The following is a 13,963-nucleotide window of genomic DNA, read 5'->3' as shown; positions in this document are numbered from 1 at the left end:
AGGAATTTAAACATGGCAATTACTGCTTCAATGGTAAAAGAACTGCGTGAAATTACGAGCGCAGGAATGATGGATTGTAAAAAAGCACTGTCTGAAACAGACGGTGATATGGATGCTGCAATTGAATTTTTGCGCAAAAAAGGTATGGCCGGTGCTGATAAAAAAGCGGGTCGTGTTGCTGCAGAAGGTCGTATTGCTGTTGCTATCTCTGATGATAAGAAGAAAGCAGCTATCGCTGAAGTTAACTGTGAAACTGATTTTGTTGCTAAAGGCGATGAATTCAAGGATTTCGCTGATGAGATCGCTGCAATTGCGCTAGCGAATAACTCAACGGATATCGAAGCGGTTATGGCAGCGTCAATGTCAAATGGTAAAACTGTTGATGAGCGTCGTCGTGAGTTAATCGCTAAAATCGGTGAAAACATGGGTGTGCGTCGTCTAGAAATCATCGAAACAAACGGTGAAATTGGTCAGTACCAGCACGGTGAAAAAATCGGTGTAGTGGTTGCAATGGAAGGTGGTGATGAAGCACTAATCCGTGACGTTGCAATGCATGTAGCTGCGGTTAAGCCACAGGCTATTTCTTCAGATGATCTAGATCAAGCGGTTATCGAGAAAGAACGTGCGTTCCAAATTGAACAAGCACAGTCTTCTGGTAAGCCAATGGAAATCATTGAGAAAATGATTGAAGGTCGTATGCGTAAGTTTGTTGGTGAAATTACTTTGCTTGGACAGTCTTTCGTTAAAGATCCTGATCAGACGGTTGAGAAGCTTCTTAAGTCAAACTCTGCCTCTGTGACTTCTTTCATTCGCCTAGAAGTAGGTGAAGGGATTGAGAAAGAAGAAACCAACTTTGCAGACGAAGTTGCTGAAGCAGCACGTGTTGCACAAGGCGGTTAATTCGCTCTTTGAAAACCATAGCAATTTCGGTTGCTGTGGTTTTTTTATAATTAAAAGAAATGATTTTTCTAAAATTCTTATAAAAATTAGTGATTTAGAAAAGTTTTTTCAATATCTATTTAAGTTTTAGGATGGTTTATGGCACTTAAATATAAGCGCATATTGCTGAAGTTTAGTGGCGAAGCGTTAATGGGGGATGGAGACTTTGGTCTTTGTGCTGATACGCTTCGCAAGGTGGTCAAACAAGTTAAAGATTTGCGTGATTTAGGTGTCGAAGTTGGAATAGTTGTCGGCGGCGGAAATATTTTTCGCGGTGCGCAGATTCAAGGTTCGGGGATTCAGCGAACAACGGGCGATCATATGGGGATGATGGCAACGGTCATCAACGCTTTAGCGTTAAGAGATGTTGTAGAAAGTTTGGAAATGAAGGCTCAGGTTTTATCTGCGATGTCGATTGAAGGGATTTCAACAGGTTTCAATGCTAATTTGGTGCGCAAGCAGCTTGCAGCAGGTGAAGTTGTGATTTTTGCTGCAGGGACAGGTTCTCCATTTTTTACGACGGATACGGCTGCCGCGCTTCGCGGTGTTGAAATTGGTGCTGATATTGTTCTTAAGGCAACGAAGGTTGATGGGATTTATACGGCGGATCCACACAAAGACCCTTCTGCGGAACGTTACAGTGAGCTAAGTTACGATGAAGTGATTCAAAAGAATCTGCAAGTTATGGATATGACAGCGTTTGTATTGTGTCGTGACCATGATATGCCAATACGAGTATTTGATATGTTTAAAGACCAAGCAGTGATTCGAATTGTTAAAGGTGAGGATGAAGGCACCTTGGTCAGCTCAGGAGAATAGTGATGTTAAATGAAATTCAACAAGACGCTAAACAGCGTATGCAAAAATCGTTTGAAAATTTAGAATCAAATTTTGCAAAAATCCGTACAGGGCGTGCTCATCCATCCATTCTTGATTCCGTGATGGTTGAATACTACGGTTCTGAAGTGCCAATAAGTCAAGTCGCTAATGTGAATGTTGAAGATTCACGTACACTTGCTGTGCAGCCATGGGAGCAACCAATGGTTGCAAAGGTAGAAAAGGCGATTATGACATCGGATCTAGGGATTAATCCAAATACGACTGGGAATTTGATTCGTATACCAATGCCGCCTTTGACCGAAGAGCGACGTCGTGATTTGACTAAAGTTGCTCGTGCAGAGGCTGAACAAGCCCGTGTTGCGATTCGCAATGTTCGTCGTGATGCAAATGGAGACATTAAATCTTTGTTGAAAGATAAAGAAATCACGGAAGATGAAGCTCATGGTGCTGAAGATCAAATTCAGAAGTTGACTGATGGATTTGTGAAACAAGTGGATGATTTGTTGAGTGGTAAAGAAGAAAGTTTGATGGAAGTTTAATCAAGTTTTCTCTAAACTCTGGTGCAATTTATTACGTAATAGGTGATAATTTGTACTTGAGTCAAAGCCAAAACGGTCTGATTGACTGAGAAATAGTTTTTACGTTTGATAATTACTGCTTCGAAACTCATCAGGCCGTTTTTGTATTTATATGGTTTTGACTAATTAGTTTTAAATTTCCTCTTCATTTATCAAGTCTTGGTATTGAAAAATATAAAGGTCATTTTTTGGTTTCTCATCACAGTTCTTCTGAAGAAAATGCAAGGTGTATTCCTAAACACATTGCCATCATTATGGATGGCAATGGTCGATGGGCTAAGAATCGGCTCATGCCCCGTTTTGTCGGCCATGAAAGAGGATTAAATGCAGTTAAAAAAACTGTTAAAGGTGCTATGGAATTAGGGGTTGATGCTTTGACCTTATTTGCTTTTAGCACTGAAAATTGGAAGCGACCTCAAGAAGAAGTGAATAAATTAATGTCACTTTTCATGCTTGCCTTGCAAAGGGAAGTAAAAAAACTGCATGAAAATAATGTACGTTTGAGAATTGTTGGTGATACGAGTGCTTTCAGCTATGAAATTCAGCAAAAAATTCGGTCAGCAGAAGAGTTAACGCAAGAAAATACCGGCCTAGCTCTGAATATTGCTGCAAACTATGGTGGTCGACATGACATAGTGAATGCAGTTAAAACGTGGGCAAAATCCAATCCTGAACTTGCTATTGATGACCTAAACGAGGACGCAATTTCTCAAAATGTAGCCTTAGAAGACTTGCCTTTACCCGATTTGCTAATCCGTACAGGTGGCGAACAACGTATCAGTAATTTCCTGCTATGGCAAATGGCTTATGCTGAATTTTATTTTACCGATGAGTTGTGGCCTGATTTTGATAAAGCAAGCTTACAAAAAGCGATTGAATCATTCCAGAACCGGGAAAGACGTTTTGGAAAAACCAGTGAACAGGTACAAAATAGATGTTAAAAGAACGCTTGATGACAGCTTTGGTTTTGGTTGTATTGGCTTTAGTCGATATTTTCTTTGCATCAGCGATTGTTTGGGAAATGACGATTTTAATGTTGAGTGTTCTCGCAGCTTGGGAATGGTCTGCTTTGGCTAAAGTAGAAGAGCAATCCAAAAGTGTTTTGTATGCAGCCTTTGTCACTGCTTTAACAGGATTTAGTATTCAAACCTTTACTTTAGAAGTGTTTCAAATACTCGCTATTGCGCAACTGCTTGTATTTATAGGTTATGTGGTCAGTTATCAACTGAAGTCTGGTGAATTGCGTGATTTGCCTAAATGGATTAATTTAAGTATTGGCGCACTTTCGATTGTTTTATTTGCTTATGCGTTGGTTTCGCTTCGTTATCTTTATGGTCCGTCTGTCTTGTTGCTTGTTTTACTTTCGATTTGGGCAATTGATTCAGGTGCGTATTTCTCGGGAAAAAGATTTGGTAAACATAAGCTAGCGGTTCATGTTAGTCCTGGTAAAACATGGGAAGGCGTCTTTGGTGGAGCTGCTTTTACTTTCTTGTTCTTATTGATTTATATGTCGTTCTTTAACGGTAATGATCAAGTCTTAATTCTTCAAACGGCTTTTATTTTGTCCTTTGTTGCTATGATCTCGGTTTTTGGAGATTTGTTTGAAAGCGTATTAAAGCGACAGGCAGGTTTAAAAGATAGTGGTAATTTGTTGCCTGGCCATGGCGGTGTGCTAGATCGGGTGGATAGCTTAATATTAGCGTTACCGTTAATGCTGCTTGTTTGGTTAACGTGGCCTAGTCTTGCTCCAGTGATTAATCATTAGCCAATATCAATAAGAGAGATAAAAATGGATTTTTTCTGGTCATTGGTAGGCTTTATCTTGGTAATGGGATTGATTGTAACAATTCATGAATATGGCCATTTTCAAGTTGCTCGATGGTTCAATATTAAAGTGACTGACTTTTCAGTAGGTTTTGGTAAAGCGCTATATCAAAAGCAGTTTGGTGAAGTTGCCTTTAAAATCGGGGCGATTCCATTAGGTGGTTATGTAAAGTTTGTTGATGAGAGAGAGGGGCCGGTAGAAACTGAAGATTTGACTAGAGCGTTTAATCGTCAATCGGTTTACAAGCGTTTTGCAGTGGTAGCTGCTGGTCCATTGATTAACCTGATTCTTGCATGGTTGGTTTTTGCAAGCATGCAAGTGATTGGTATGAATACTGTTAAACCTCTGATCAATGAAAGTACCTTAAATGAAATAATTTCTGATAATTCTAATCAGCCAAGTCAAATTCGTACTCAACAGAACGAGGAGCGTGCATTTTGGGAGTTGGTTGAGGTCAATGGCCATTCCGTAGCTAGTTGGCAAAATACTCATCAGCAAGTGTTGTTGGCTTTAATTGCTAACAAGGCTGAAATTGAACTTGTATTAAACCGTATGCATAGTGAACACTTTGTTACCACTAAGGTTTCATTATCTCAGCTTGATATTAACAATACCAATCAACATTGGTTGTCTGAACTGGGACTTAAGCCAGCAGCCCTAAAAATTGATGCCATTGCGGGACAGGTAATTACTGATGGGCCAGCAGATTTAGCTGGGATTCAACCTGGAGATAAACTTATTCGCTTTAATCAAATTGAAATTGATTCTTGGCAGGATTTTGTCAACTTGGTTCAACAACACCCTAATCAAAACGTATCACTAGAAATTAAAAGAAATGATGTTCAGCTGAGAAAAACAGTAAGACTTTCAAGTGTATCAGAGCCTGAAACTGGAGAGTTAGTCGGGCGGATAGGTCTTGGTGTTGATGCTTCTGAAGCGCAAATGGAACCCTATATGAACAAAATCCAGATGGGGGTTACTGAGGCACTAGATTATGGCTTTAATCGCAGTGTAGATCTAATTATCATGAGTATACAAATGGTTAAGCGCATGATATTAGGGGAGGTAAGTGTTTCTCATTTGTCGGGACCGATTTCGATTGCACAGTTTTCAGGGCAAGCCGTGCAGAACGGCTTAATTTCATTTTTAGGGCTTCTCGCTCTGTTAAGTTTAAGTATTGGTTTTTTAAATTTATTGCCAATCCCTGTTTTAGATGGCGGTCATTTGCTATATTACCTTGTCGAAATGATCAAGGGATCGCCTGTGAGTGATCAAGTGCAAGTGGTGGGGCAAAATATTGGATTATTTCTGATATTGAGTTTGACGTTGCTCGCTTTATTTAACGATGTTATAAGATTATCCAATGGTTAAGATGAATTCAAAAACTTTTCGTAAGACAGTGTTGTGCACTGCAATTTCAATGGCCATGGTGGTCCCCTCGCTAGTGCAAGCTTTTGAGTTAAAGGAAATTGAATTAGAAGGGTCAAATCGTATTGGCTTAGCAACCATTAATAGCTACTTACCGTTTGCTATTGGTGATCAACTGACTAGAGAATCGTCTCAAGAAGCAATTAAACGCCTTTACCAAACTGGTTTTTTTAATGATGTTGCACTTTATGAAAAAGAAGATGGTGTATTAGTTATTAAAGTCTCTGAAAGGCCTTCTATTGCTAAAGTTGATATTAAAGGAAACCAGTTAATTGAAACTGAAGTTTTAAATAACGCTTTAGAGTCTTTGGGTATTAAACAAGGTCGTATATTCAATCGATTAGATCTTGATCGTATTACAGTGGATTTGAAACGACGCTATCAAAACCAAGGATATTATGCGGCAAAAGTAGATATTAAGACTGAAGAACTCGCTCGTAACCGTGTGGATGTCTTAATTGAGATTATGGAAGGCGCACCTGCGACATTAGGACAAATTTCATTTATCGGAAATGAAGTCTATTCCGACGATATTTTACTTTCAAAGATTGAATTAAGTTCATCTAAAGTTGATTTTGAAGGCGACAACTACTCAAAACCTGAATTAGAAGCAGATATTGAAAGAATTAGAACTTATTATTTAGATACTGGCTATGCGGACTTCAAAATTCGTTCAACTCAAGTTGCCTTATCTGAAGATAAAACTAAAGTTTACTCAACTATAAATGTCGAAGAAGGTGAGCAGTTTAGTTTTGCGACCATTGATTTCAATGGTGAAACTATTATTTCTCAAGATGAGCTAAAAGCTTTAACGCCTTTTGAAGTAGGTGATACCTTCTCTCGTAGTGCAGTGATGCAAACTGTCAATGCAATTCGCGACCGTCTAAGTGAAGAAGGTTATGCTTTTGCAGAGGTTGAACCAGAAACTCTTTTAAATAGAGACAATAATACGATTGATTTAAACATCCAGATTGAGCCCAAAAGTCGTGTCTATATTCGACGAATTCTGGTTGAAGGAAATACTCGGACTCGTGATCACGTCATTCGTCGTGAGATGCGCCAATATGAAAGTGCACCTTATTCATTATCAAAGGTAAGACAGTCAAAATCACGTTTACAAAGGCTAGGATTTTTCAAGGCATCAGACATTGAAACCAAGCGCGTTTCACCAGATCAAGTTGATTTAGTGATTAAGGTTGAAGAGCAGCCAACCGGTTCATTTACAGCTGGTGTTGGCTATTCTCAATTGGATGGTGTGAGTTTTAACCTTGGTTTGTCAGAACGTAATTTCATCGGTAGCGGGAACAAATTAGACTTCTCAGTTGATACAAGTTCAGCTCGGAAATCTGCTGATATTGGTATTACCAATCCATATTTTACGGATGATGGTGTGAGCTTGGGCGTAGGTTTCTACTATTCGGAAATTGATGCGGAAGAGTTAGAGGTGGCAGACTACACTACCAACAATATTGGTATACGTGTGAACGCTGGTTATCCGTTGAGTGAAGAATCTCGAATCAACTATGGTTTGAAATTCGATTCTCAAGAATTGGTTTGTAGTAATACTTTTAATTTCTGTAGTGACTATATTGCTGAAAATGGTGCAAATAACGATTCTGTCATTGCGTCGATTGGGTGGTCTTATAACACAACAGATAGTTTTTATTTTCCTTCAAAAGGACAGAAAGCTTCTGTGACGCTTGAGACTGTTATTCCTGGTACATCTGAAGATCCATATTACAAAGTCTATTTGAATGAAAATTACTTTTTACCCGTAACTAAAAATATCAGCCTTCAGTTAAAAGGCGGCCTAGCTTTTGGTAGTTCTCATGACTCTGATCAGCTGCCATTTTATGAAGCATTTTATGCCGGTGGTATAGGGACTGTTCGTGGTTTTGAGCCTAATTCATTGGGTGAAAGTTACGATTTATATACAGATGGAAGTGATCGCCCTAAAGGTGGTTCTGCTCGGATAACATCAACGGCTGCGTTGGTAATGCCAGTTCCATTTATTGAAGATTCATCAAATCAGCGTATTAGTTTTTTTATTGATGCCGGGCATGTATATGACAGTATTAATAATGTTGAATTAAATGACTTGCGAAGCGCTGCTGGTGTTGGTTTTTCTTGGATTACTCCTGTCGGTCCTTTAACCTTTAGTGTTGCGACTCCAGTTAAGTCTGAAGATACGGATGAAACACAAAGTTTCCAGTTTACGCTAGGAACAGCTTTCTAAAAAGCGCATAAAATTGGTATTAACAGTTAAAAATTACGTTAAGATTATTAAAAATTTATAACAAAACATGAAAAACTAGGAAATTAAAACCTTATGTTGAAATCATTGTTTACTATTGTAGGGCTAATGGTTGCTTTGCAAATGTCTTCTGTTCAGGCTAATGACGCTCAAACTAAACTTGGAGTTGTGAATGTAGCTTTGTTACTTGAAAAAGCCCCACAAGCGGAAGCCGCAACGGTTTCCCTTAAAAAAGAGTTTGCTAAAGAACAAGGTGAGCTCCAAAGTCTGGCACAAGAACTTGAGTCTGAACAAAAAAACTACGAAAAAAATAAATCGGTCATGAGTGATACTCAAAAAACAGCTAAAGAGCGTCAATTGACCCTGATGACTCGTGAAATTCAACGACGTCGAAATGATGTCCAAGAGCTTATTAATTTGCGACGCAATGAAGAATTAGCCAAATTACAAAACCTAGTCAATGCTGCAATTAAAGAAATTGGTGAAAAACAAGGTTTTGATTTGATTCTTTACGAAGGTATTGCCTATACAAACAGCCGTATTGATATTACTCAAGATGTTTTAAAGTACTTGGGCACCGTGGGTGATAAAGAAAAAAACAATTTCAATAAGTAAAGAATAACAACGTGTACATTTCTCAAATTCTTTCTTACCTAGACTCCTTATCTATTGAATATACATTCGAAGGTAATGAGTCACATTCAATCTTATCTGTACAAAGTATCAAGAAAGCCACACAAGAACAGTTTTGCTATCTTGCTCAAAAAAAACTTGTCAAACAACTCGCAGAGAGTCGTGCGGGTCTACTTATATCGAATAAAAAATTTTGTGATGGCAACACTAGTCGTATCGATAATCTTCTTTGGGTGAAGAATCCCCACTATGTTTTTGCAAAAATTATGCAATTGTTTTATACGCAAGAGCCTTCGCAACAAAGCATTTCTGCTATCGAAAGAATTTCTGATGATTCAAGTATCTCTAAATGTGCGATTGTTGAGGATAATGTGTTGATTCACTCTGGTGTTAAAGTCGGTAAAAATACTATCATTCGATCTGGAACCATTCTTCATTCAGGTGTTGAAATTGGAGATGATTGTATTATTGGAAATCAAGTGGTCATTCACAAAGACTGTATTGTTGGTAGTGAGGTTATCATTGAAACCGGAGCGGTAATCGGTGGTGATGGATTTGGTTGGGCATTTGAAAATGAACGCTGGCATAAAATCCCCCAAATTGGGCGAGTTAGAATTGGTGATAGAGTGTCTATCGGTAACAATGTATGTATTGATCGTGGAGCGATTGATGACACGGTTATTGAAGAAGATGTCATCATCGATAATTTAGTTCATGTTGCGCATAACGTTGTCATTGGTAAAGGATCTGCTATTGCAGCGCAAGCTGGTTTTGCGGGTTCCACTAAATTAGGACAGTTTAACATGGTAGCTGGCCAGGCAGGGTTTGCAGGCCATATAGAAACTGCCGATCAATGTCAATTCCATGCCAAATCAGGGGTGACGCACTCTATAAAAAATGCTGGTGTATATGCAGGTTTTCCCGCCTACGATGCGCGCAAGTGGCAGCGAAATACGGTAAAATCTCAGAAAATCGAAGAGCTCGCAAAGCAAATTAAGCAGATGCAACAAACAATTGATGCGTTAAGAGAGTCCGAAGCAGAGTCGTCATAAATCTAAAAGTTTTTTCAAAAGCTTTTTGTAAATAAAAATATAAAATAATTAGAGAAGTCGCATGGAAGTAAAAGAAATTTTTGACTATTTACCGCATCGTTATCCGTTTTTATTGGTTGACCGAGTGACAGAGTTCACACCCAACGAAAGTTTAAAAGGGTATAAAAACATTACTTTTAACGAACCACAGTTTACGGGACATTTTCCGAATAATCCGATTATGCCTGGTGTCATGATTATTGAAGCAATGGCACAATGCACAGGAATCCTTGCCTTCCGTAGTCAAGATGAAAAGCCTGATGGCAGCTCCATGTACTACCTTGCTGCTGTTGACAATGCACGTTTTCGACAGCCAGCTGTACCTGGTGACCGTTTGGATTTTGAAGTAAAAGCACTCGGAAACAAGCGTGGTATTTGGAAATTTGAGTGTATTACCAAGGTGGATGGCAAAGTCATCGCTTCTGCTGATTTAATGTGTGCAGAACGTAAGGTTTAAGTAGTGATTCATCCAACGGCGATTATAGCTTCTGAAGCTCAAATTGATGAGCAGGTGAGTATTGGTCCCTACTGTGTTATAGAGGGGCCGGTCAAGATTAGTAAAGGATCAAAGCTTGATTCACATGTTTATGTGAGTGGTCCAACAACGATTGGTGAAAATAATCGTTTTTTTCCATTTTCTTCGATTGGTGCTGAACCACAAGATAAAAAGTATGCAGGCGAACCAACAGAGTTAATTATCGGAAATGGGAACACTTTTCGAGAGAATATAACGATAAATCGTGGAACGATTCAGGATACTGGAAAAACTATTATTGGGGATGATAATTGGGTGATGGCAAATGTGCATATTGCTCATGATTGCCGAGTAGGTAATCATACCATTCTTGCTAATGCAGTTGCACTTGCTGGTCATGTTACGGTCAATGACTGGGCAATTCTTGGAGGTTACACTTTGGTGCATCAGTTTTGCGCTATTGGTGAGCATTCATTTTGTGGAATGGGGTCGGTTATCAATCAAGATGTTCCTAATTTTGTGATTGTTTCAGGAAATATTGCAACGGCACGAGGTGTGAATACCGAAGGTCTTAAGCGTCGAGATTTTTCTGATGATCAGATCCGATTGGTTAGAAAAGCGTACCGTAAACTCTATAAAGCCAATTTAGGTTTACAGTCTGCATTGGAAACCCTAGAAGAGATGAATGACAGTCTCGAAACTTTATCCGATATGATTAATTTTATAAGAAAATCTCAAAGAGGAATCATTCGATAATTCCTATGTCTATTGAAAATTCAAAGTCATTGCTAAAAGCCTCTAAAGAGGCTTTTATTGTTTCTAATACGATTAATCAATCTGTTCATACAAATTCCTCTCATAATAAAGCGGTTGTATTTGCAATGGTTGCTGGTGAGGCTTCTGGTGATACTTTAGGTGCCAACCTAATTCAAGAGCTAATAAAACGTTATCCTCAAGCAAAGTTTGTTGGTATTGGCGGGCCTAAAATGCAGGCTTTGGGTTTTGAAAGCTGGTATCCGATGGAATGGCTTTCAATAATGGGCTTTTTTGAAGTACTGAAATCTTTACGGAAACTTTTGAAATTGCGAAAAGAATTAACCGGCCGGTTAATCTCTCTAGAACCAGATGCTTTTATTGGAATTGATGCTCCGGATTTTAATTTCACCTTAGAGAAAAATCTTAAGCAAGCTGGAATTCCAGCGGTTCATTATGTCGGGCCATCGGTTTGGGCATGGCGAGAAAAGCGTTTAAATAAGATCAGAGAATCGGTTTCGGGTGTCTTGGTCTTATTTCCTTTTGAACCACCGATTTATCAACGTTATCAAATCCCGGTTCAATATGTCGGGCATCCATTAGCGGCAAAGCGAATAGGGGCTTTATCTAAGGTCGATAGCTGCGCAAAACTACAACTAGATGATCGTCTTAGTTATACTGCCGTCCTAGTTGGTTCTCGTTCCAGTGAGATTGAGCAAATGGCGCCAGTGTATCTGGAAGTTGTAGAAAAATTGCATTATCAATATCCTGAAATGCAGTTCGTGTTTCCTGTCGTTAATGAGCATGCAAAAATCAAAATTGAAGAATTGGCGTACAAAAATAATGTCACTTCGTCAATCCACTGTTTTGTTGGTCATATGTCGGATTGTTTACAGCTTGCGGATCAAGCTTTGGTAACCTCTGGTACAGCATCATTAGAGTGTGCGCTTTACGAACTTCCAATGGTCATTGCAATAAAAGTTCATCCAATCTCTTACTGGATTATGAAACGATTAGCAACAACGCAATGGGTTGGATTACCGAATGTACTCGAACAAAAAAATTTGGTTACCGAGTGTATTCAAGATCGGGCGAATGCGATTGAAATATTCCAACACATGACTGAAGTCATTGAAAATCAAACGGTTCGTGCCGCCCAAATTTCTGCCTTTAAAAAACAGTATCAAGTGCTTAATGTGGATTCGGCTAAATTGGCTGCAGATGCAATTGATCAATGGGCATTAAAAGTAAACCAATAAAACGAATACAGCTGATTTTATATGTCACAAATTGCGCAACAATCTGAACTATTTCCCTCAATTCAAAACAATCTCAATGAATATGGTTATCGAAGCTTAACAGGAACTATTGCTGGAATTGATGAGGTTGGACGAGGCCCTTTAATCGGTGAAGTCGTTGCTGCTGCGGTTATTTTACCGGCCGGTTGTAGCTTGGCTCTGCAGGATTCAAAAAAACTAACTGAAGGCAAACGAGAGGTGTTAAGCGAGCTAATTCGCGAGGAAGCACTTGCGTTTGCCATTGGTGTAGCAACACCAGCAGAGATTGATGAAATCAATATTTTGCAAGCAACAATGCTTGCGATGCAGCGCGCTATGAATCAAGTTGGTGAAATTGCTCGGCAAAAACAGATTGAAATTGAACGGGTCTATGTCGATGGTAACCGCGCGCCGCAGCTGTCCCATGTGGCTGAAACCGTGGTGAAAGGTGACGCTAAGGTTGCAGAAATTAGTGCGGCTTCCATTATTGCTAAAGTGTATCGTGATCGACAAATGATTGAGTTAGATGAAAAGTATCCTGAATATGGATTTGCAAAACACAAAGGATATCCCACAGCAGAGCATCTTGAGAAGATTAAAAAGTTTGGACTGATTGATGGCTACCGAAAGTCTTTTAAGCCGATAAAAGTTTTACTTGAAGGAAATACTTCCAGTAATCATGAACGTTAAAAACGCTAAGCGAAATCAACTCTTATCGATTTTATCCATTATATCCGGAAGAAAAAAGTCGCAATCTTTTTTAGCTTAGTTAGAATCATAGAAAATAATTTATATTCGTAGGATGAGGTTTGCAAAATTATTGAATGCATCCGTCTCCAAGAGGAAGGGTTTATGTCTACAACACTAGAGCAAGTCGAAAAAACCGCTCGTTTAAGTCAGAACAATCAGTTGAGTTTAATGATTTTCCAAGTGCAGTTTGAGAAGGAAAACTATGAACCTCCATATTACGGAATTAACGTTTTTAAAGTTCGAGAAGTATTAGAAGGAAGAGCTTATGAAGTTTCTTCGATGCCAGACAGTAATTCTTTAATTGAAGGCATGATTGAGCTCCGCGGCGTTTATTTACCTGTTATCGATTTGCCGAAATGGATGGGCTTTGAAATGACGGAAGAGGAACGCGAAAAGTCGATTATTATTGTTGCTGATTTTAGTCATAATTTTGTCGGACTTCGTGTTTCACATATCTATGGGGTCGAAGAAAAAGAGTGGTCTGATATCCGACCTGCAGACAACTACAATGTGAATGTTAAGACCAATCAGATTGTCAATCATACCTATTTAAACAATACTGATACACTTTGCTTTATTTTAGATATTGAGAAGTTGTTGATTGAAGCCATGCCAACGATGGCGCAGAAGATTTTTGCCTCAGCTGAAAGTGTCGGAGATAAAGGTATAGAACTTTACCCTGAGATTTATGAAAAGACCATTTTGTTTGCTGAAGACTCCAAATCAATTCAGAAATACATGGCAATGGTGTTTGATCAACTAAAGTTAAAATTTTTGGCTTTCGATAATGGGAGATTATTGCTGGACTATATCGGTTCATTGGAAACACTGGATGATATTTCAATGGTATTTACGGATTTGGAAATGCCAGCTGCTTCTGGTCATACAGTCATCCGTGAATTGCGCAGTAGTTCAAAAACGAAAAATTTGCCAATTATTGTACATACCTCAATGACCAGTGATAACAACAGCAGAGAGGTCATTGATATGGGCGCTAATTATTTTATTGGTAAAGTGGATACGGATTTAATTTTAGAGACGATTGCTAAAGTTCAAGTTGATCTTTATGGTGACCGTGAAAAAATTTAGCTTAAACTGGTTCATCTCGTTATAGCATGAA

At 38.8% G+C, this 13,963-nt stretch carries 14 protein-coding genes; all 14 read left to right on the top strand.

Annotation, left to right across the window (positions count from 1 at the left end):
* The first annotated feature begins 12 nt into the window (after positions 1 to 12).
* The 14 genes from tsf to D9T12_RS06580 all read left to right on the top strand — a co-directional run bounded on the left by tsf (position 13) and on the right by D9T12_RS06580 (position 13,932).
* The gene (gene tsf, locus D9T12_RS06645) at positions 13 to 900 is read left to right on the top strand and encodes a translation elongation factor Ts (protein WP_130537437.1); all 888 of its coding nucleotides are present in this window, start codon (positions 13 to 15) and stop codon (positions 898 to 900) included.
* A gap of 138 nt (positions 901 to 1,038) precedes the next feature.
* Positions 1,039 to 1,758, top strand: a complete 720-nt coding sequence (gene pyrH / locus D9T12_RS06640; RefSeq protein ID WP_130537436.1) for a UMP kinase — start codon at positions 1,039 to 1,041, stop codon at positions 1,756 to 1,758.
* 2 nt (positions 1,759 to 1,760) lie between these two features.
* Positions 1,761 to 2,318 (top strand): ribosome recycling factor, encoded by a 558-nt coding sequence (gene frr, locus D9T12_RS06635; RefSeq protein WP_130537435.1) that lies wholly within the window; start codon positions 1,761 to 1,763, stop codon positions 2,316 to 2,318.
* A 293-nt stretch (positions 2,319 to 2,611) separates the two neighbouring features.
* Positions 2,612 to 3,298: a polyprenyl diphosphate synthase gene (gene uppS / locus D9T12_RS06630; protein ID WP_240693256.1), complete on the top strand. Its 687-nt coding sequence runs from the start codon at positions 2,612 to 2,614 to the stop codon at positions 3,296 to 3,298.
* Complete coding sequence (locus D9T12_RS06625; protein WP_130537433.1) at positions 3,292 to 4,122, top strand: phosphatidate cytidylyltransferase; 831 nt, start codon at positions 3,292 to 3,294, stop codon at positions 4,120 to 4,122. The genes uppS and D9T12_RS06625 overlap by 7 nt, the downstream gene beginning before the upstream one ends.
* A gap of 24 nt (positions 4,123 to 4,146) precedes the next feature.
* Positions 4,147 to 5,553, top strand: a complete 1,407-nt coding sequence (gene rseP, locus D9T12_RS06620) for an RIP metalloprotease RseP (RefSeq protein WP_130537432.1) — start codon at positions 4,147 to 4,149, stop codon at positions 5,551 to 5,553.
* Positions 5,554 to 5,602: 49 nt separating this feature from the next.
* Positions 5,603 to 7,846: an outer membrane protein assembly factor BamA gene (gene bamA, locus D9T12_RS06615; RefSeq protein ID WP_240693139.1), complete on the top strand. Its 2,244-nt coding sequence runs from the start codon at positions 5,603 to 5,605 to the stop codon at positions 7,844 to 7,846.
* A gap of 93 nt (positions 7,847 to 7,939) precedes the next feature.
* Positions 7,940 to 8,479: an OmpH/Skp family outer membrane protein gene (locus D9T12_RS06610; protein WP_130537430.1), complete on the top strand. Its 540-nt coding sequence runs from the start codon at positions 7,940 to 7,942 to the stop codon at positions 8,477 to 8,479.
* A gap of 11 nt (positions 8,480 to 8,490) precedes the next feature.
* A complete protein-coding gene (lpxD, locus tag D9T12_RS06605; RefSeq protein ID WP_130537429.1) occupies positions 8,491 to 9,549 on the top strand; it encodes a UDP-3-O-(3-hydroxymyristoyl)glucosamine N-acyltransferase in 1,059 nt (352 codons plus the stop codon).
* A 61-nt stretch (positions 9,550 to 9,610) separates the two neighbouring features.
* The gene (gene fabZ / locus D9T12_RS06600; RefSeq protein ID WP_130537428.1) at positions 9,611 to 10,045 is read left to right on the top strand and encodes a 3-hydroxyacyl-ACP dehydratase FabZ; all 435 of its coding nucleotides are present in this window, start codon (positions 9,611 to 9,613) and stop codon (positions 10,043 to 10,045) included.
* Between the two features lie 3 nt (positions 10,046 to 10,048).
* The gene (gene lpxA / locus D9T12_RS06595; protein WP_130537427.1) at positions 10,049 to 10,819 is read left to right on the top strand and encodes an acyl-ACP--UDP-N-acetylglucosamine O-acyltransferase; all 771 of its coding nucleotides are present in this window, start codon (positions 10,049 to 10,051) and stop codon (positions 10,817 to 10,819) included.
* Between the two features lie 5 nt (positions 10,820 to 10,824).
* The gene (lpxB, locus tag D9T12_RS06590) at positions 10,825 to 12,075 is read left to right on the top strand and encodes a lipid-A-disaccharide synthase (protein WP_240693138.1); all 1,251 of its coding nucleotides are present in this window, start codon (positions 10,825 to 10,827) and stop codon (positions 12,073 to 12,075) included.
* 21 nt (positions 12,076 to 12,096) lie between these two features.
* Entirely contained in the window at positions 12,097 to 12,783 is a 687-nt protein-coding gene (gene rnhB / locus D9T12_RS06585; protein WP_130537426.1) for a ribonuclease HII, read from the top strand.
* Between the two features lie 162 nt (positions 12,784 to 12,945).
* Entirely contained in the window at positions 12,946 to 13,932 is a 987-nt protein-coding gene (locus D9T12_RS06580) for a chemotaxis protein CheV (RefSeq protein ID WP_130537425.1), read from the top strand.
* The last annotated feature ends 31 nt before the right edge of the window (positions 13,933 to 13,963 follow it).

Source organism: Thiomicrorhabdus indica, assembly GCF_004293625.1.
GTDB classification, from domain to species: domain Bacteria; phylum Pseudomonadota; class Gammaproteobacteria; order Thiomicrospirales; family Thiomicrospiraceae; genus Thiomicrorhabdus; species Thiomicrorhabdus indica.
The sequence above is the reverse complement of the archived record's forward strand: the minus strand, read 5'-3'. Positions and strand labels throughout refer to the sequence as shown.

What these genes read in the sequence shown, in the direction of transcription:
- lpxB (WP_240693138.1), top strand. Translation starts at nt 10,825, where the DNA reads ATGTCTATTGAAAATTCAAAGTCATTGCTAAAAGCCTCTAAAGAGGCT.
- D9T12_RS06610 (WP_130537430.1), top strand. Translation starts at nt 7,940, where the DNA reads ATGTTGAAATCATTGTTTACTATTGTAGGGCTAATGGTTGCTTTGCAA.
- uppS (WP_240693256.1), top strand. Translation starts at nt 2,612, where the DNA reads ATGGATGGCAATGGTCGATGGGCTAAGAATCGGCTCATGCCCCGTTTT.
- pyrH (WP_130537436.1), top strand. Translation starts at nt 1,039, where the DNA reads ATGGCACTTAAATATAAGCGCATATTGCTGAAGTTTAGTGGCGAAGCG.
- D9T12_RS06580 (WP_130537425.1), top strand. Translation starts at nt 12,946, where the DNA reads ATGTCTACAACACTAGAGCAAGTCGAAAAAACCGCTCGTTTAAGTCAG.
- bamA (WP_240693139.1), top strand. Translation starts at nt 5,603, where the DNA reads ATGGCCATGGTGGTCCCCTCGCTAGTGCAAGCTTTTGAGTTAAAGGAA.
- D9T12_RS06625 (WP_130537433.1), top strand. Translation starts at nt 3,292, where the DNA reads ATGTTAAAAGAACGCTTGATGACAGCTTTGGTTTTGGTTGTATTGGCT.
- fabZ (WP_130537428.1), top strand. Translation starts at nt 9,611, where the DNA reads ATGGAAGTAAAAGAAATTTTTGACTATTTACCGCATCGTTATCCGTTT.
- rnhB (WP_130537426.1), top strand. Translation starts at nt 12,097, where the DNA reads ATGTCACAAATTGCGCAACAATCTGAACTATTTCCCTCAATTCAAAAC.
- rseP (WP_130537432.1), top strand. Translation starts at nt 4,147, where the DNA reads ATGGATTTTTTCTGGTCATTGGTAGGCTTTATCTTGGTAATGGGATTG.
- tsf (WP_130537437.1), top strand. Translation starts at nt 13, where the DNA reads ATGGCAATTACTGCTTCAATGGTAAAAGAACTGCGTGAAATTACGAGC.
- frr (WP_130537435.1), top strand. Translation starts at nt 1,761, where the DNA reads ATGTTAAATGAAATTCAACAAGACGCTAAACAGCGTATGCAAAAATCG.